General features: G+C 52.4%; 19 protein-coding genes and 1 other RNA gene. 12 read left to right on the top strand and 8 right to left on the bottom strand.

Going from position 1 to position 16,588, the window contains the following annotated elements:
* The first annotated feature begins 1 nt into the window (after window position 1).
* Window positions 2–424 (top strand): tail fiber assembly protein, encoded by a 423-nt coding sequence (locus tag ACOTXI_RS21900; RefSeq protein ID WP_023293622.1) that lies wholly within the window; start codon window positions 2–4, stop codon window positions 422–424.
* A gap of 224 nt (window positions 425–648) precedes the next feature.
* Here the strand turns inward: ACOTXI_RS21900 and ACOTXI_RS21895 are convergent, their stop codons facing one another.
* Window positions 649–1,653, bottom strand: a complete 1,005-nt coding sequence (locus ACOTXI_RS21895; RefSeq protein ID WP_126287305.1) for a hypothetical protein — start codon at window positions 1,651–1,653, stop codon at window positions 649–651.
* 389 nt (window positions 1,654–2,042) lie between these two features.
* On the opposite strand from ACOTXI_RS21895, the gene ACOTXI_RS21890 reads away from it, so the two are divergent.
* From ACOTXI_RS21890 to ACOTXI_RS21855, 8 genes are all read left to right on the top strand, one after another.
* Complete coding sequence (locus tag ACOTXI_RS21890) at window positions 2,043–3,215, top strand: phage tail sheath protein (protein ID WP_103786881.1); 1,173 nt, start codon at window positions 2,043–2,045, stop codon at window positions 3,213–3,215.
* A gap of 9 nt (window positions 3,216–3,224) precedes the next feature.
* Complete coding sequence (locus ACOTXI_RS21885) at window positions 3,225–3,740, top strand: phage major tail tube protein (RefSeq protein ID WP_024552851.1); 516 nt, start codon at window positions 3,225–3,227, stop codon at window positions 3,738–3,740.
* Window positions 3,741–3,794: 54 nt separating this feature from the next.
* Window positions 3,795–4,097: a phage tail assembly protein gene (locus tag ACOTXI_RS21880; RefSeq protein WP_001528658.1), complete on the top strand. Its 303-nt coding sequence runs from the start codon at window positions 3,795–3,797 to the stop codon at window positions 4,095–4,097.
* A 14-nt stretch (window positions 4,098–4,111) separates the two neighbouring features.
* Window positions 4,112–4,231, top strand: coding sequence for a GpE family phage tail protein (locus ACOTXI_RS21875; RefSeq protein WP_000763315.1), 120 nt, complete (start codon window positions 4,112–4,114; stop codon window positions 4,229–4,231).
* On the top strand, window positions 4,224–7,004 hold the full coding sequence (locus ACOTXI_RS21870) for a phage tail tape measure protein (RefSeq protein ID WP_103786880.1): 2,781 nt from the start codon (window positions 4,224–4,226) through the stop codon (window positions 7,002–7,004). The genes ACOTXI_RS21875 and ACOTXI_RS21870 overlap by 8 nt, the downstream gene beginning before the upstream one ends.
* Window positions 7,001–7,486, top strand: coding sequence for a phage tail protein (locus ACOTXI_RS21865; protein WP_103786879.1), 486 nt, complete (start codon window positions 7,001–7,003; stop codon window positions 7,484–7,486). Before ACOTXI_RS21870 ends, ACOTXI_RS21865 begins: the two co-directional genes overlap by 4 nt.
* Window positions 7,483–8,583 carry a phage late control D family protein gene (locus ACOTXI_RS21860; protein ID WP_103786878.1) on the top strand — a complete coding sequence of 367 codons (1,101 nt, stop codon included), beginning with the start codon at window positions 7,483–7,485 and terminating at the stop codon, window positions 8,581–8,583. Before ACOTXI_RS21865 ends, ACOTXI_RS21860 begins: the two co-directional genes overlap by 4 nt.
* 66 nt (window positions 8,584–8,649) lie before the next feature.
* Window positions 8,650–8,868, top strand: a complete 219-nt coding sequence (locus ACOTXI_RS21855; protein WP_103786877.1) for an ogr/Delta-like zinc finger family protein — start codon at window positions 8,650–8,652, stop codon at window positions 8,866–8,868.
* Between the two features lie 26 nt (window positions 8,869–8,894).
* Here the strand turns inward: ACOTXI_RS21855 and ACOTXI_RS21850 are convergent, their stop codons facing one another.
* The 3 genes from ACOTXI_RS21850 to smpB form a co-directional block, all read right to left on the bottom strand.
* On the bottom strand, window positions 8,895–9,377 hold the full coding sequence (locus ACOTXI_RS21850; protein ID WP_103786876.1) for a hypothetical protein: 483 nt from the start codon (window positions 9,375–9,377) through the stop codon (window positions 8,895–8,897).
* Window positions 9,378–9,503: 126 nt separating this feature from the next.
* Window positions 9,504–9,867, bottom strand: a transfer-messenger RNA (tmRNA) gene (ssrA, locus tag ACOTXI_RS21845).
* Window positions 9,868–9,956: 89 nt separating this feature from the next.
* On the bottom strand, window positions 9,957–10,439 hold the full coding sequence (smpB, locus tag ACOTXI_RS21840) for an SsrA-binding protein SmpB (protein WP_008502505.1): 483 nt from the start codon (window positions 10,437–10,439) through the stop codon (window positions 9,957–9,959).
* Between the two features lie 156 nt (window positions 10,440–10,595).
* Here smpB and ACOTXI_RS21835 point away from each other — a divergent pair, with 156 nt between their 5' ends.
* A complete protein-coding gene (locus ACOTXI_RS21835; RefSeq protein ID WP_008502504.1) occupies window positions 10,596–11,033 on the top strand; it encodes a type II toxin-antitoxin system RatA family toxin in 438 nt (145 codons plus the stop codon).
* Window positions 11,023–11,310 (top strand): RnfH family protein, encoded by a 288-nt coding sequence (locus ACOTXI_RS21830; protein ID WP_008502503.1) that lies wholly within the window; start codon window positions 11,023–11,025, stop codon window positions 11,308–11,310. Before ACOTXI_RS21835 ends, ACOTXI_RS21830 begins: the two co-directional genes overlap by 11 nt.
* Window positions 11,311–11,418: 108 nt before the next feature.
* Here the strand turns inward: ACOTXI_RS21830 and bamE are convergent, their stop codons facing one another.
* From bamE to nadK, 3 genes are all read right to left on the bottom strand, one after another.
* On the bottom strand, window positions 11,419–11,757 hold the full coding sequence (gene bamE / locus ACOTXI_RS21825; RefSeq protein WP_008502502.1) for an outer membrane protein assembly factor BamE: 339 nt from the start codon (window positions 11,755–11,757) through the stop codon (window positions 11,419–11,421).
* A gap of 138 nt (window positions 11,758–11,895) precedes the next feature.
* Entirely contained in the window at window positions 11,896–13,557 is a 1,662-nt protein-coding gene (recN, locus tag ACOTXI_RS21820; RefSeq protein ID WP_058654392.1) for a DNA repair protein RecN, read from the bottom strand.
* Between the two features lie 85 nt (window positions 13,558–13,642).
* Complete coding sequence (nadK, locus tag ACOTXI_RS21815; RefSeq protein ID WP_008502500.1) at window positions 13,643–14,521, bottom strand: NAD(+) kinase; 879 nt, start codon at window positions 14,519–14,521, stop codon at window positions 13,643–13,645.
* Between the two features lie 122 nt (window positions 14,522–14,643).
* Between nadK and grpE the strand changes: the two genes are divergently transcribed.
* On the top strand, window positions 14,644–15,237 hold the full coding sequence (grpE, locus tag ACOTXI_RS21810) for a nucleotide exchange factor GrpE (RefSeq protein ID WP_008502499.1): 594 nt from the start codon (window positions 14,644–14,646) through the stop codon (window positions 15,235–15,237).
* A gap of 52 nt (window positions 15,238–15,289) precedes the next feature.
* Here the strand turns inward: grpE and ACOTXI_RS21805 are convergent, their stop codons facing one another.
* The gene (locus ACOTXI_RS21805; protein WP_025759264.1) at window positions 15,290–16,576 is read right to left on the bottom strand and encodes an HlyC/CorC family transporter; all 1,287 of its coding nucleotides are present in this window, start codon (window positions 16,574–16,576) and stop codon (window positions 15,290–15,292) included.
* Window positions 16,577–16,588: the final 12 nt, after the last annotated feature.

Raw genomic sequence — 16,588 nt, 5'->3', positions numbered from 1 at the left:
AATGAAAATATATTACTCACCATCGAACAACGCGTTTTACTCTGACGGAATTAGTTACCCTGCACTTCCAGATGACCTCATCGAGATTAGTGAAGCGAGATGGCAGGACGCGCTAACTAAACAAGCAGAAGGTAAAGTGATCAGTCCAGGTCCTGATGGTCTTCCTGTTCTGTTAGACCAAGTTGTCGACTATACAGCCGAAAATATCGCTACAGCTCAATCTGAGTATGACCATGCTACCTCTGTTATTAATGCCCTAAACGAGCAGATTCAAGATGAGGATTACGACGGCACAACGGAAGAAGCGGTAAAAGCAGAGCTGACTGCATGGAGCAATTATCGTAAGGAGTTGCGAGCGTACATCAAAGCTGGAGACGGCAGTCAGATGCTGCCGTCATCACAAAGTAGCTCTGGCTATCAGTGAAACGTGATTTTTTCATAGGAACCCACTCAATTCATATTGCGAGTAAATTCTATTTATGAACCCACCTGTTTTTCGGAGGGGGGAACGCCGGGACTCTGTCACGCCGAATTAATGATAACGCGAAGGTGCTGAAACCTGCACCTTCGCGTTAATCGGATATAAATATGGCAGAATGAAAAAATTAACATTTCGCCATGTGATTTATGGAGTGATACCTTCTTTAACTACTTTACAACTATTCCATTTTCTCCACTACAAGGGTTTTCGTGGTTGAATGTTGTTAGTAGCAACGAATCTCCGGTATTGTGAATAAAATATGGTAACTGCCCCTTTGGTAGGAGGTAGCTTACATCTTGGAAATTACCTTTTTTGAAATCATGCCATGTCTTCCATCTTATTAATTTGTGACTTTCTGCATCAGTTTTTTTTGACCAAGAAGAAGTAAAGTAATTACTTGCATAATACCACCCTTTAAATTTATCAATATCATTGAGTATTGGGCCAGTTCTTTCATATGAACCAGCTGCATCATCAATTTTATGGCTAATTGTTTTTATTATCTCGTAACTATTTTTATCGAAGTCATTTATTTTAATTAGATCGCCCTTGCTGGAGTTTATTACGTACAAGTAACCATCTATCATTTTCAATGACCTGGCATATCCTAGGTCTCCTGGCTTGAACCATAGCTCAGCTGTTTTTTTATAATCCTTGCTTATTTTTATTAATCTCAATGCATCTATTGCATATATATATCCATCATTGGAAACAACAACGGAATGTGGTCTATTAAGAGGTTTTCCATTTACAGATGTAATGTATTTTATAATAGAGGAGTCCGAAAGTGATGTTGAAATGATTATCCTATTGTTTTCAGTGTCATCAATTATGAAATTACCTTTTTTGTCTGTAACTAAAGAGTGTGCTCCATTAATGGTAAGGTTAGTCCTTTCCCATTTTTCATTTCTATTTACTAGAATCCGGTTGTTTTTGTAGTCAGTAATGATAAGACTATCATGTTCTTTAGTGAATTGCGTAGGCCAGCAAAGAGGGCCAAGACTATTATCGTAAACTGAACTTTGAACTTGTGGAAATGTTTCACTGTCATTGCATGCTGAGATTGCTAATGCAGAAAACAATATAAAAGTGAATCTAAATGTAAAAAACATGTAAAACACCAATATTATATATATTAGACATATCATCTCATTTTCCAGTTTTTTTTTCAAGTCTGGTCTATACGCAATGAACTTCAAGTTGTATTTTTGAGAAATAGCGCGGCCCAACACCTATGGGCATTCAGTTGGCACTACAAAATTAACATTTAATTTCATGCGGGAAATAAATATAGATTACATGAAACGGCAGGGCGCGAACACATAATGGGATAGACTCTAAATAGCTGCGCCAAACAGTAGATCACTTTGAGAAAACTCAGCCCGGATTGTGCGATCTGATCAATCGCCAAACCAACCTTTCAAAGAATTTAAATGCACTGCTAACCATCATTTTTCATCAATCTCAATTGTGCCATTCCCCACACATCGCCCGGCGCGTGCGCCGCGCGCATATCAACCAGAACATAGGCACACCCCCTGCAAACCGGAGAGACTGCCTTATGGCTAAGGATTACCACCACGGGGTGCGCGTTGTTGAAGTCAACGAAGGCACCCGACCTATCACCACGGTGAGCACCGCCATCGTGGGCATGGTCTGCACCGGCGATGATGCTGATGCGTCCATGTTTCCCCTCAATAAGCCGGTCCTGCTGACTGACGTGTTGACCGCCAGCGGTAAGGCGGGCGAGTCCGGCACGCTGGCCCGCTCGCTTGATGCGATTGCTGACCAGGCTAAACCTGTGACCGTGGTTGTGCGCGTGGCGCAGGGCGAAACCGAAGCGGAAACCACCTCCAACATTATCGGCGGCGTGACTGCTGACGGTAAAAAAACGGGCATGAAAGCGCTGCTTTCGGCGCAGTCGCAGCTGGGCGTCAAGCCGCGCATCCTCGGCGTGCCGGGACACGACACGCAGGCGGTTGCCGCTGAGCTGCTGAGCGTGGCGCAGAGTCTGCGCGGGTTTGCCTATCTGTCCGCCTACGGCTGCAAAACGGTAGAAGAAGCAATTGCCTACCGTGACAATTTCAGCCAGCGCGAGGGGATGCTGATCTGGCCTGACTTTATCAACTTTGACACTGTGCTGAATGCAGACGCGACGGCTTACGCCTCCGCCCGTGCGCTCGGCCTGCGAGCCAAAATTGACGAGCAGACCGGCTGGCACAAGACCCTGTCCAACGTGGGCGTGAACGGCGTCACCGGCATTTCCGCCGATGTGTTCTGGGATCTGCAGGACCCCGCAACCGATGCCGGACTGCTGAACCAGAATGACGTCACCACCCTTATCCGCAAAGACGGCTTCCGTTTCTGGGGTTCCCGCTGCCTCAGTGACGATCCGCTGTTTGCCTTTGAGAACTACACCCGCACAGCGCAGGTGCTGGCTGACACCATCGCAGAAGCGCACATGTGGGCGGTAGATGGCGTGCTTAACCCGTCGCTGGCCCGTGACATTATCGAAGGTATTCGCGCCAAGCTGCGCAGCTTGAAAACGCAGGGCTACATCATCGGCGCAGACTGCTGGCTGGATGAGTCAGTGAACGATAAAGACTCCCTGAAAGCCGGGAAGCTCACCATCGACTACGACTACACGCCGGTGCCGCCGCTTGAAAACCTGATGCTGCGCCAGCGCATCACCGATCAGTACCTGCTGGATTTCTCCAGCCAGGTCAGCGCGTAAGGGGACACCATGGCTTTACCACGCAAGTTAAAACACCTGAACCTGTTCAACGACGGGAACAACTGGCAGGGGATCGTTGAGTCTCTGACCCTGCCGAAATTCACCCGCAAATTTGAGAAGTATCGCGGCGGCGGTATGCCGGGTGCGGTGGACGTGGACATGGGGCTGGATGACGGCGCACTGGACACGGAATTTTCAATCGGCGGCACCGAACTGCTGTTATTCAAGCAGATGGGCAAAGCCACGGTTGACGGCATCCAGTTGCGTTTCACCGGCTCCATTCAGCGTGACGATACCGGCGAAGTGCAGGCCGTTGAGCTGGTTGTGCGCGGGCGTCATAAAGAAGTGGATTCCGGCGAGTGGAAAACCGGCGAGAGCAGCACCACCAAAGTCAGCAGCACCAACAGCTACGCGAAGCTGACCATTAACGGTGAGGTGCTCTATGAGGTCGATCTGGTCAACATGGTTGAAATCGTTGACGGCGTGGACCTGATGGAAGAACACCGCAACGCCCTCGGCCTCTGATTAACCTTAACGGCGCGGGCAGCCGCGTCAGTATTTCATTAACAGGAAACGAACATGAGCGACAAACTGACTGAAAAGACCGTAAAACTGGATACCCCAATCATGCGCGGTAAAGCTGAAATTACCGAGATTGTGCTGCGCAAGCCGCAGTCAGGCGCACTGCGTGGCACCCGTCTGCAGGCCATTATGGATATGGACGTGGGCGCGATGATGACTGTGATCCCGCGTATCTCCACCCCGACGCTGACCGCGCAGGAAATGGCAGAGCTGGACCCTGCCGATCTGACAGCAATGGCTGTAGAGGTGGTGACTTTTTTGTTGCCGAAGTCGGTGCTTGCCGATTTGCCGACAACCTGACGGTTGATGACCTGGTGGCAGACATTGCCACCATCTTTCACTGGTCGCCGTCCATCACTGACGTTATGCCGCTGACTGATGTGCTGGAGTGGCGGCATAAGGCAATTCAGCGAAGCGGGGCCAGCGATGAGTGATAATAACCTGCGACTGCAGGTAGTTCTGGGGGCGGTGGATAAGTTGACCCGCCCATTTAAAAATGCACAGGCTGGCTCTAAGGAGCTGGCATCAGCTATTCGACAAACCCGCGAACAGATTAAAAAGCTGAGTGATGCTGGAGGTCAGCTTAAATCCTTCGACCAGCTAACTCAGAGTGTTAGCCGTACTGGTGCCGAACTGGATCAGGCGAGGCTACGCGCTCAAATGATGACGCGCGAAATGTCATCTTTGGAATCTCCGACAAAAAAACAAACGCAGGCGCTTGAAGCTCAGTGGCGTGCTGTTTCTCGTCTTGAACAAAAACAGCAACAGGAAACTCGCCAAATGGCGGCAGCCAGGGCTGAGCTTTATCGGCTGGGGTTATCGGCTGGGGGCGGAGCGCGCGAGACGGCGCGGATTGCACGGGAAACTGAGCGGTATAACCGACAATTAGCTGAACAAGAGCGCAGGCTGCGTGAAGTTGGCGAGCGTCAGCGAAAGCTCAACGCTATCAAAGCCAAGGCAGAAAAGACCCGCGAGTTAAGGAACTCTCTGGCAGGTAATGGTGCAGGGGCGATGGCGGCTGGGGTAACTACTGGCATGACGTTGTTGGCTCCAGTAAAAGCCTATTCAGAATCAGAAAATGCAGCGAATCAGCTCGCCGGATCAATGATGGGACCGGGCGGAAAGGTAGCGCCTGAATTTGAAAAAATTAACCGGCTTGCAGTTGCTTTGGGCGATAAGCTGCCGGGAACAACAGCCGACTTTCAGAACATGATGACTATGCTACGCCGTCAGGGTATGTCGGCGCAGGTCATCCTGGGCGGCTTGGGAGAGTCAGCAGCTTATCTTGGCGTGCAGTTACAGATGGCTCCCACAGCAGCAGCTGAGTTTGCGGCTAAGTTACAAGATGCTACTCAGACCTCCGAAAAAGACATGATGAATCTGATGGACGTGATCCAGAAAGGATTCTACGCGGGGGTAGATTCAGGAAATATGCTGCAGGGTTTCTCAAAAATCAGCAGCGCGATGGACATTATTCATAAAAAGGGGCTGGACGCGGCTAAGACATTTGCCCCTCTTCTGGTGATGGCTGATCAGGCGAGCATGGCGGGAGAGTCTGCTGGTAATGCCTACCGCAAGATTTTTCAGGCTACCCTGAACAATAAAAAGATTGCAAAGGCAAACGACGCGCTGGCAGGAACGGGGATAAAGCTAAGTTTTCAGAATAATAAGGGGCAGTTTGCTGGCCTGGAAAACCTGTATGCGCAGTTGGAGAAGCTGAGAAAAATTACTGACGATGGCAAGAGACAGTCCGTTATTAATACCCTTTTTGGTGATGATGCTGAAACCCTTCAGGCTCTGAACATCATGATCAATAAAGGGATTGAGGGATACAGAGAAACGGCGGCTAAACTTGAAAACCAGGCATCACTACGTGAACGCGTAGATGCATCCCTGAATACCCTCGGCAACAAATGGGAAGCCGCGACAGGCTCCTTTACAAATGCGATGGCGAGTATCGGTGAAACCGTTGCCCCGGCATTAAAAAAGCTGGCTGACTGGCTGGGGGAACTGGCGTCAGGTCTGGATGGCTTTGTTAAGCGACACCCGCAATTGACTTCTGTGTTGTTTAAGCTGGCGGCGGGATTTGCCGTTGTTGCGACTGCTACGGGCGCGCTTTCTCTGGCTCTGGCCTCAGTGCTGGGGCCGGTTGCCCTCGTAAGAGTGAGTGCAGGTGTGCTGGGGCTGAAATTTTCATCAGCATTCGGGCTGATTGGAAAGGCCATCGGGGCCGTGGGGCAGGGGATCGTGTGGCTGGGGCGTCTGATGTTCGCAAACCCCATTCTGGCGGTGATCGGGCTGATTGCCATGGGAGCCATCTACATCTGGCAGAACTGGGACACGCTCGGGACGAAGTTCAAAGCGATGTGGGATGCGGTCTGTAGCGCCACGGGCGCTGCATGGGAATGGATTAAAGAAAAAGCCAGCGCAGCATGGGAAGGTATCAAATCCCTGTTTTTCAATTACACCCTGCCGGGCTTGATTGCCAAAAACTGGGACGCCATTAAGGCCGGAGTGTCTGAGGCATGGGCCAGTGTCAGGCAGGCCATCAGTGATAAATGGAATTCGATCCTGGCTGATGTTGCCGCGCTTCCTGCGAAGTTTCAGGACATGGGCAGCGCCATTATTGACAGTATTCTCAATGGGATTAATGCCAAATGGGAGACTCTTAAAAGCAAGCTTTCCTCAGTCACCGATTATCTGCCTGACTGGATGACCGGAAATGATAAAACACAAGGCAAAGCACAGGTGCAGGTGGTTGGTGGAGCAGCGGCTGCTGCGGTTCCGTTTGCCGGAATGTATGACAATGGCGGCACGATCCCGCGTGGTCAGTTTGGCATCGTTGGGGAGAACGGCCCAGAAATTGTGAACGGTCCCGCAAATGTTACCAGCAGACGGCGCACTGCCGCGCTGGCTTCCGTCGTTGCAGGTGTTATGGGCGTAGCGGCAGCGCCTGCGGAGGCTGCACCTCTGCATCCGTACAGCTTGCCGGCAATGGCATACAAACAAAGTCAACCTGCGAAATCTGCCAGCGTACCGCCAGTGATCCGTTATGAGATTAACGCGCCCATTCATATCACTGCCCAGCCAGGGCAGAGTGCGCAGGATATTGCCCGCGAAGTCGCGCGGCAGCTTGACGAGCGCGAGCGCAAAGCCAGGGCTAAAGCGCGCAGTAGTTTCAGTGATCAAGGGGGATATGATTCATGATGATGGTGCTGGGGTTATATGTCTTCATGCTGCGTACAGTGCCGTATCAGGAGCTGCAGTATCAGCGAAGCTGGCGACACGCCGCCAACAGCCGGGTGAACCGCCGACCATCAACGCAGTTTATTGGCCCGGATAATGACTCGCTGACGTTATCTGGCGTATTGCTGCCGGAAGTCACCGGGGGCAGGCTCTCATTGCTCGCGCTGGAGCAAATGGCAGAGCTGGGCAAAGCATGGCCCCTGATTGAGGGAAGCGGGACCATTTACGGCATGTTTGTGATCGAGAGCCTGAGTCAGACAAAAACGGAATTTTTTGAAAGCGGAGTGCCTCGCCGTATTGAGTTTACGCTGACCCTGAAAAGGGTTGATGAGTCGCTGTCTGATATGTTCGGCAGTCTCAGCGATCAGCTCAGTAACCTGCAGGACTCTGCAACGTCTGCGATAGGTAATATTAAAAATACGGTTGGAGGGTTGCTGCAGTGAATTTTAGCTCTGATCTTTTTGACCTGAACGGCAAAAGCCCGGCTTTCAGTATCACCATTGAAGGTAAGGACGTGACTACCGCGCTGGACGCGCGCCTGATGAGTCTGACGCTGACCGATAACCGGGGTTTTGAGGCTGACCAGCTTGATCTGGAGCTGGACGACGCCGACGGGCAGATAGTTCTGCCGCGACGTGGTGCCGTTATTCAGCTGGCGCTGGGATGGAAGGGCCAGCCGCTTTTCCCAAAAGGGGCATTCACGGTGGATGAGATTGAGCATAGCGGTGCTCCTGACCACCTGACCATTCGCGCACGTAGTGCCGATTTTCGTGAAACCCTCAATACCCGGCGCGAAAAGTCATGGCACCAGACAACCGTTGGCGATGTGGTAACGGAAATCGCAGCACGGCATAACCTCAAAATGGCGTTGGGTAAAGACCTGACGGACAAGGCGCTGGATCACATGGACCAGACCAATGAAAGCGATGCCAGTTTCCTGATGAAGCTGGCGCGCCAGTATGGGGCGATTGCTTCCGTTAAGGATGGAAACCTGCTGTTTATCCGGCAGGGGCAGGGAAGAACGGCGAGCGGTAAGCCGTTGCCGGTTATCACCATTGAGCGTAAATCCGGTGACGGTCATCGTTTTACCCTGGCTGATCGTGGTGCCTATACCGGAGTAATTGCCAGCTGGCTGCATACCCGCGAACCCAAGAAAAAAGAAACAACCAGGGTTAAGCGCCGCCGGAAGAAAACCACCGCGCCCAAAGAGCCGGAAGCAAAACAGGGTGATTATCTGGTGGGAACGGATGAAAACGTGCTGGTTCTTAACCGTACTTACGCAAATCGCAGCAATGCTGAGCGTGCGGCAAAAATGCAGTGGGAGCGTCTGCAGCGTGGTGTTGCGTCTTTCTCCCTGCAGCTCGCAGAGGGGCGGGCAGATCTCTACACCGAAATGCCAGTAAAGGTGAGCGGCTTTAAGCAGCCTATCGACGATGCCGAATGGACCATTACAACGTTAACGCATACGGTCAGCCCGGATAATGGTTTTACTACCAGTCTGGAGCTGGAGGTTAAAATTGATGATTTAGAAATGGAATAAATAAGTTCTCAATATTGATTCTTTGTGTATCATTATTGATATTTTAATGGTGGCGGAGAATAAAAAATGATGAATTGCCCAAAGTGTGGACATGCGGCACACACCCGGAGCAGCTTTCAGGTTACTAATAGCACGAAGGAGCGTTACTGCCAGTGCCAGAACATTAATTGCGGCAGCACATTTGTCACCCATGAAACGGTAGTGAGGTTTATCGTTACGCCGACAATAATTAACAATGCCCCACCACACCCTACGCCGGGTGGTCAAGGGCACATGAATTTTTAAATCAAGAACCTGCTGCGGCAGGTTTTTTATGCGTCAGGAATTTCACCCGTTTCTATAAAATGCACAAAACTTTCCTCATCAATGACGATCGTTCCCTTCATACGTGCAGCATTTACTTTGGAAGGGCCAGCATTGTATCCACAACAGAGCATCTGCAGATTTTGAGTAACTGAACTTCTTACGGTCAGGCTGTGCGCCTCGGCAACTTCAATCAAACGCTCTTTATCTGCCTTTTTGAAACCTGTAAAGCAGACATCAAAAGTGAGGGTTTTGGGCTTAATTATTTTGGTTAAATGGAGGTAGTTCTCAGGGAGGAAAGATTGGCAGGACTGTTGAGCCTCATCTGCTGATGAGAATTCCTGAATGATTCTATCCTTACGAAATGTCCTAATCGAATGAGTTGATTGGCATATCCCCTGAATGTGGCTATCGCTGTGGCTAATATTACTTATCGAATGTGCACCAATGCGTGCATTAGCATTGATGTAAACAAAATGCATTTCTTCCATGTGAATCACCTTTATTACATAAACGGCTACAGTCGTTGATGAACGGTGGGAAAAGTGGCTGCCGCCATTTTGCCGCCACTACCAATTAAAAAGGGGCTACGTTTTCACGTAACCCCTTGTTTTATTTGGTGGAGCTGGGGGGATTTGAACCCCCGTCCGAAATTTCTACATCCTCGGTACTACATGCTTAGTTTGTCTTTACATTCGCACGCCAGCTGCGGACAGACACGCCACTAACGAACTAGCCTGATTAGTTTTAACGCTTCAACCCCAGGCAGGGCTTCCACGCGATCTCTTTTGGGTTTGACCTCTCTTTGATCCCCGTCTTAAGAGCGGAAGCTAGGGAGAGAGGGCTCAGAGCAGGTTATTAAGCTGCTAAAGCGTAGTTTTCGTCGTTTGCGACTATTTTTTTGCGGCTTTTAACGAGGCAAACCGCCCCTCGGCATGCACCTTGGGTTTCGCAAATCCCGTCGAATCCAGAATCAGCCCCAATAGTGTTGAACTGAGTATACCAGATTTCACTTCCTGGATACCAGCCCGGAACGCTAACTTATTGAATAGTACAATAAGTGTGCAGAATCAACGTCCTGCGTTTTTCATAATGCGCGCTTTGTCCAGCTGCCACTCGCGCTCTTTCAGGTCAGTACGTTTGTCGTGCTGTTTTTTACCCTTCGCGACGCCAACTTTCACTTTGCACCAGGCGTTTTTCCAGTACAGCGACAGGGCGACCACGGTGAAACCTTCGCGGTTGATGCGTCCGTAGAGGGATTCCAGCTCACGCTTGTTCAGCAGCAATTTGCGCGTGCGCGTAGGGTCACACACGTAGTGTGAAGAGGCGACGGTCAGCGGCGTAAAGTTCGCGCCGAACAGGAAGGCTTCGCCATCTTTCAGGATGACGTAGCTATCGCCGATGTTGGCTTTCCCGGCGCGCAGCGATTTTACTTCCCAGCCCTGCAACGCAAGGCCAGCTTCGAATTCTTCTTCAATGAAATACTCGTGGCGAGCACGCTTGTTGAGCGCAATGGTCGCCGAGCCTGGTTTATGTGCTTTTTTCTTCGTCATAAGTGTCGTAAAGCCGTCGGTAATCTGATTTCAAAAAGTCACCTCATTGCGTCCTGTGAGGTCTAACGCGCTATCTTAGCACGAGATGAGGCTTAGCGTTTTTTTAACAGGTGATAAATGTTATTATTTGTCCGTTGTGTGACCATGGGAAATGCTATGCCTCAGATTAGCCGTACTGCGCTTGTGCCTTACAGCGCGGAACAAATGTATCAGTTAGTGAACGATGTTCAGTCTTATCCAGAATTTATTCCGGGATGCACCGGGAGCCGCGTTCTGGAGTCTGGCCCGACGCAGATGACCGCGGCGGTGGATGTCTCCAAAGCGGGGATCAGCAAGACGTTCACCACCCGTAATACGCTGACAAACAATCAGAGTATTTTGATGCATCTGGTGGATGGTCCGTTCAAAACCCTGATGGGAGGCTGGAAGTTTACGCCGCTGAGCGCTGACGCCTGCCGCATTGAGTTCCATCTGGACTTCGAGTTCACCAATAAGCTGATTGAGCTGGCGTTTGGCCGCATCTTTAAAGAGCTGGCATCGAATATGGTTCAGGCGTTCACCACCCGCGCCAAAGAGGTTTACAGTGTCGCATAAGATTGCTGTAGAAGTGGTTTATGCGCTGCCGGAGAAGCAGTATCTGCAGCGCGTGACGCTGGAAGAGGGGGCGACCGTTGAGGCGGCCATCCGTGCTTCCGGCATCCTCGAGCTTCGCAGCGATATCGACCTGGCGAAGAACAAGGTCGGGATTTACAGCCGTCCGGTGAAGCTGGGCGATGTGCTGAAAGAGGGCGACCGGGTGGAGATTTATCGTCCACTGATTGCCGACCCGAAAGAGCTGCGTCGCCAACGCGCGGAGAAGGCCAGTAAGTAGCGCTTTCTTCCCCGGTGGCGCTGCGCTTACCGGGGCTACGATTCTTCGTAAGAACTCAGATACAAAAAAGGTGCTCAATGAGCACCTTTTTGCATTTCTGACACCGGATTATTTAGTCAGGGCAGGCTTGTTGTCGATGTTGGTCAACACACCGGCGCTGCTGAAGGTCAGCGTCAGGGTCTGCTGGGTCGCATCTTCATGGCCCGGCTTCTGGCGGAATACATAGAACCAGGTGTTAGTGCCGAACGGATCGGACATCATCGGGGTTCCCAGTGCATAAGCGACCTGCTGTTGTGTCATCCCCACGCGGATTTTGGACACATCGTTAGGGGTAAGGTAGTTCCCCTGGTTGATGTCAGGACGGTAAACCACTTTCTCCAGAGTGGAACAGCCTGCGGTCAACATCAGAAGAACCGCTGCGGCAGCGGTCAGCATTTTACAACGCATAGTGATTTGATTCCTTTTCGGGCCCGAGCAGAACGCGGCTCATATGTAATATGCCGATGATAATAGACCTTGCCCCACTTTGAAACCGGTCTGGCGGCGTTTTTGTTGTTCTGTATGACCCTGAGATCCCGAAAAAGTTTATGCCGCCAGCAGTTCTTTCGCGTTCGCGAGCGTGTTACGCGTGACTTCGCTGCCGCCGAGCAGGCGTGCCAGCTCCTGCAGACGCGCACGTTTATCCAGCGGCTTCATGTGCGTTTCGGTCATTTCGCCGTCGGTTTCTTTGCTGACAATAAAGTGATGATGACCGCAGCCCGCGACCTGCGGCAGGTGGGTGACACACATCACCTGCGTGGATTCGCCGAGCTGGCGCAGCAGTTTACCCACCACCGCCGCCGTCGGGCCGCTGATGCCGACATCCACTTCATCGAAAATCAGCGCCGGGGTGTCCATTTTACGCGCGGTGATCACCTGAATCGCCAGCGCAATACGTGACAGTTCACCGCCGGAGGCCACTTTGGAAATCGCCTGCAGCGGCTGCCCCGGGTTGGTGGTGACGCGGAATTCGATGCGATCCGCACCTTCCGCCGTCAGGTGATTCTCTTCAAAGCGAACGTCAATGGTGAAGACGCCATGCGGCATCGCCAGCGTGTGCATGCTGTCGGTAATGTGCTGGCTTAACTCCTGAGCATAGTGCTGACGAATTTCATGCAGCTTTTGCGCTGTCGCCAGCGCCTGTTCATGGTGCAGATTCACCGCCAGAGAGAGGGTCTCCTGCGAGTCAGCCTGATCGTCAAGCTGCTGCTGCTCGTCCAGCAGAGACTGATAGTAGCCCGGCAGCTCTTCCGGCGTAACGTGGAGCTTGCGCGCCAGCGAGATCTGACGGGAGATACGCTGCTCCAGCTCAAAAAGACGGTTCGGGTCGAGATCCAGACGCTCACAGTAGTGGCGAAGTTCGTCACCGGCTTCAGAGATCTGAATGGCCGCCTCTTCCAGCATATCCAGGACGCCAGACAGTTTGCTGTCCATGCCGACCAGTTCGGTAAGCAGCTGACGGACGTTATAAAGCTGGCTCTGCAGGTTCACGTCTTCGCCATCCGCGAGCAGGTTGAGCGCATTCTGGCTGGTTGAGAGCAGATGTCCGCTGTTCGCCAGGCGCTTGTACTCTTCGTCGATTTGCTCAAACTCACCCGCCTGCGGGTTAAATTCGTTCAGCTCTTTGAGCTGGTATTCCAGCAGCTCCGCACGGGCGGCGCGCTCCTGGCTTTGCTGCTGGTGCTGAGCGAGCTCGCGGCAGCTCTGATGCCACTGGCGATAGTGCTCCGCCATAAGCTGAGTAAGCGCGTACTCACCCGCATAGCCATCCAGCAGCGCTTTCTGCTGTTCGGGTTTAACGAGTTGCTGATGCGCGTGCTGACCGTGGATCTGGATAAGCAGCTGGCCGAGTTCACGAAGCTGGGAGAGCGGGACCGCCGTACCGTTGATAAAGCCGCGTGAGCGACCGTCGCTGCTGATCACACGGCGAAGTAAACACTCACGTCCATCTTCAAGCTGGTTCTGCTCCAGCCAGCGCTGAGCAGCAGGGGTGTCTTTCAGGGAGAAGCGGGCGCACAGGTCGGCACGGTTTGCGCCCATGCGCACCATGTCGCCCTCGGCGCGGCCGCCAAGGCACAAGCCGAGGGCATCAATGGCAATGGATTTACCCGCACCGGTTTCCCCGGTGATCGCCGTCATGCCGCTGTGGAAATCGATCTCAAGCTCACGAACAATGGCAAAGTTGCTGATGGTCAGTTGTGCCAGCATAATTGTTTTCCTGTATGAAAAACCATGACTGTGTTTTCATACAGTATAAACTGGTTTTTTATACAGTAAAGTACTGGATGCTAAATCAGAACAATTTTTTTGACCAGCCAAGCTTCGAACTTAATGTATTGAAATAGCTGTAATCTTTCGGGTGAATCAAATTCAGGTGGTAATCACACCGGCGAATAAGCACATCTTCACCTTCCTGGATCGGCAGCGCAATCTGGCTGTCGCAGCTGATCTCCAGGTCGTTACGACGGTGCGAGAAGCGCAGACGGATCGTGCTGTCGCCGTTGATCACCAGCGGGCGGGCGGAGAGCGTGTGCGGGAACATCGGTACCAGGGTAATGGCATCCAATGAGGGCGTCAGGATCGGGCCGCCGGCAGAAAGCGAGTAGGCGGTTGAGCCGGTCGGTGTCGAGATAATCAGCCCGTCGGAACGCTGGGAGAAGGCAAAGATCTCGTCGATATAAACTTCGAACTCAATCATGTGCGCCACTTTGCCAGGGTGAAGGACAACCTCGTTAATGGCGGTGCTGATGCGTTTCTGGCAGTCCTGCTGGCACACCTGCGCTTCCAGTAAAAAGCGTTTTTCACTGATATAGTGGCCTTCCAGCACGTCGGCCAGCTGCTGCTGCGCATTGTCCGGGTCCAAGTCGGTTAAAAAACCGAGATTGCCACGGTTGATACCGATGACCTTGATGTCATAACGCGCCAGCGTGCGGGCCGCGCCGAGCATGTTGCCGTCGCCGCCCACCACCACGGCGAGATCGGCCTGTTGGCCAATCTCTGCCAGCGTGCCGGTTTTGACGCTCTTCAGCTGCAGTTCCTGGGCAATCTGCTGCTCGACCATCACTTCATAGCCTTTGCTACACAACCAGCGATACAACATTTCATGTGTCGTTAGTGCGGTAGGGTGACGCGGATGCCCGACGATCCCAATACACCTGAAATGATTATTCATTTTCTGGAGGTCCTTGTGCCTGATGAATGATGACAATCTGTCTTGTTCCCTTGAATCCCGGAAACTGATCCCCATAATAAGCGAAGTTAGCGAGATGAATGCAGAAAAACGCGGAGAAATTCATGAGTAGTAAAGAACAGAAAACGCCTGAGGGGCAAGCCCCTGAAGAAATTATCACGGAACAGCACGATGAAGTTGAGGCTGTAGAGCCAGACGCATCTGCTGAGCAGGTGGACCCGCGCGATGAAAAAATTGCGAATCTGGAAGCCCAGCTGGTAGAAGCACAGAATCGCGAACGCGACAGTGTTCTGCGCATCAAGGCGGAAATGGAAAACCTGCGTCGTCGTACCGAGCAGGACGTTGAGAAGGCGCATAAATTTGCGCTGGAGAAATTCGTCAACGAACTGCTGCCGGTGATCGATAGCCTCGATCGTGCGCTGGAAGTGGCTGACAAAGCGAATCCGGACAACGCCGCAATGATCGAAGGTATCGAACTGACGCTGAAATCCATGCTCGACGTAGTGCGTAAGTTTGGCGTGGAAGTGATTGCCGATACCGACGTTCCGCTGGATCCAAACGTTCACCAGGCCATTGCGATGGTTGAATCTGAAGAGATTGAAGCCGGTAAAGTGCTGGGCGTGATGCAGAAAGGCTATACCCTGAACGGCCGTACCATCCGCGCTGCGATGGTGACCGTGGCGAAAGCGAAAGCGTAATTCGCTATCCATAGTGCCGGGTAGCGGCGTTCGCCTTACCCGGCCTACAACCTTACTCCGCGATACTTTCGCGCAGGGGTTTAACGGGCAGGACTTTCACCTGCTTGATCATATTGTCTTGCACGTCCAGGATATCAATATCGTACTGCTCGATGCGCACCCGCGTGCCCGCCGCCGGGATCTCTTCCAGCGCTTCCAGAATCATCCCGTTAATGGTGCGAGCCTCATCTTCCGGCAAATGCCAGTTAAAGGCTTTGTTGAGTTCACGAATGTTCGCGCTTCCGTCAATCAGCACTGAGCCGTCGTTTTGCGGGGTGACCTCTTCCGCGAGGGAAGGCGACATGGAGGTGGTAAAGTCCCCGACAATCTCTTCCAGAATATCTTCGACCGTCACCAGCCCCTGGATATCGCCGTACTCATTGACCACCAGGCCGACCTTCTTCTTGTTGCGCTGGAATTTCACCAGCTGCGTGCTGAGCGGTGTTCCTTCCGGCACGTAATAAATTTCGTCGGCGGCGCGCAGCATCACCTCTTTGGTGAACTCTTTTTTCTCGGTCATCAGACGGTAGGCTTCGCGCACGCGCAGCATGCTGATGGCGTCATCCAGCGAGTCGCGGTACAGCACAATGCGCCCGTGCGGAGAGTGCGTTAGCTGGCGAACGATGGCTTTCCAGTCGTCATTGATGTCGATACCGACGATTTCGTTACGCGGCACCATGATGTCGTTCACGCTCACCTTTTCCAGATCCAGCACCGACAGGAGCATGTCCTGATTGCGCCGGGAGATCTGCGAGCGGGATTCATTCACGATAGTGCGCAGCTCCTCTTTGCTGAGCGCGCTGCTGATGGTGACGTCGGCTTTGATTCCCACCATCCGCATCAGGACGCGCGTCACCATGTTCAGCAGCCAGACCAGCGGCATCATCAGGATCTGCAGTGGTGCCAGCAGGAAGCTGCTCGGATAGGCGACCTTTTCAGGGTAAAGCGCGGCGATGGTTTTTGGCAGCACTTCGGCAAACACCAGCACCACGAACGTCAGCACGCCGGTGGCAATTGCGACCCCGGCGTTGCCGTACAGGCGCATCCCGACGATGGTGCCGAGCGCAGAGGCCAGAATGTTGACGAGGTTGTTGCCGATGAGCACCAGGCTAATCAGGCGATCCGGCTTGCGGAGCAGTTTTTCAACGCGACGGGCGGCGCGGTTACCCTGTTTAGCACGATGACGTAACCGGTAGCGGTTCAGGGTCATCATGCCGGTTTCCGAGCCGGAGAAATAGGCGGAGATGACCACCATGACGATCAGGATAACGATCAGCGTGGTGGTTGAGATGTGTTCCAGGGGGAACTCCTT

This window comes from Enterobacter cloacae complex sp. BZL2005 (assembly GCF_049238885.1).
Lineage (GTDB): Bacteria > Pseudomonadota > Gammaproteobacteria > Enterobacterales > Enterobacteriaceae > Enterobacter > Enterobacter roggenkampii.
The sequence above is the reverse complement of the archived record's forward strand: the minus strand, read 5'-3'. Positions and strand labels throughout refer to the sequence as shown.

Bases quoted from the DNA above. Each gene is read 5' to 3' on its own strand.
- ACOTXI_RS21900 (WP_023293622.1), top strand. From the start codon at position 2: ATGAAAATATATTACTCACCATCGAACAACGCGTTTTACTCTGACGGA.
- ACOTXI_RS21890 (WP_103786881.1), top strand. From the start codon at position 2,043: ATGGCTAAGGATTACCACCACGGGGTGCGCGTTGTTGAAGTCAACGAA.
- ACOTXI_RS21885 (WP_024552851.1), top strand. From the start codon at position 3,225: ATGGCTTTACCACGCAAGTTAAAACACCTGAACCTGTTCAACGACGGG.
- ACOTXI_RS21880 (WP_001528658.1), top strand. From the start codon at position 3,795: ATGAGCGACAAACTGACTGAAAAGACCGTAAAACTGGATACCCCAATC.
- ACOTXI_RS21870 (WP_103786880.1), top strand. From the start codon at position 4,224: ATGAGTGATAATAACCTGCGACTGCAGGTAGTTCTGGGGGCGGTGGAT.
- ACOTXI_RS21865 (WP_103786879.1), top strand. From the start codon at position 7,001: ATGATGATGGTGCTGGGGTTATATGTCTTCATGCTGCGTACAGTGCCG.
- ACOTXI_RS21855 (WP_103786877.1), top strand. From the start codon at position 8,650: ATGATGAATTGCCCAAAGTGTGGACATGCGGCACACACCCGGAGCAGC.
- ACOTXI_RS21850 (WP_103786876.1), bottom strand. From the start codon at position 9,377: ATGGAAGAAATGCATTTTGTTTACATCAATGCTAATGCACGCATTGGT.
- smpB (WP_008502505.1), bottom strand. From the start codon at position 10,439: ATGACGAAGAAAAAAGCACATAAACCAGGCTCGGCGACCATTGCGCTC.
- ACOTXI_RS21835 (WP_008502504.1), top strand. From the start codon at position 10,596: ATGCCTCAGATTAGCCGTACTGCGCTTGTGCCTTACAGCGCGGAACAA.
- bamE (WP_008502502.1), bottom strand. From the start codon at position 11,757: ATGCGTTGTAAAATGCTGACCGCTGCCGCAGCGGTTCTTCTGATGTTG.
- recN (WP_058654392.1), bottom strand. From the start codon at position 13,557: ATGCTGGCACAACTGACCATCAGCAACTTTGCCATTGTTCGTGAGCTT.
- nadK (WP_008502500.1), bottom strand. From the start codon at position 14,521: ATGAATAATCATTTCAGGTGTATTGGGATCGTCGGGCATCCGCGTCAC.
- grpE (WP_008502499.1), top strand. From the start codon at position 14,644: ATGAGTAGTAAAGAACAGAAAACGCCTGAGGGGCAAGCCCCTGAAGAA.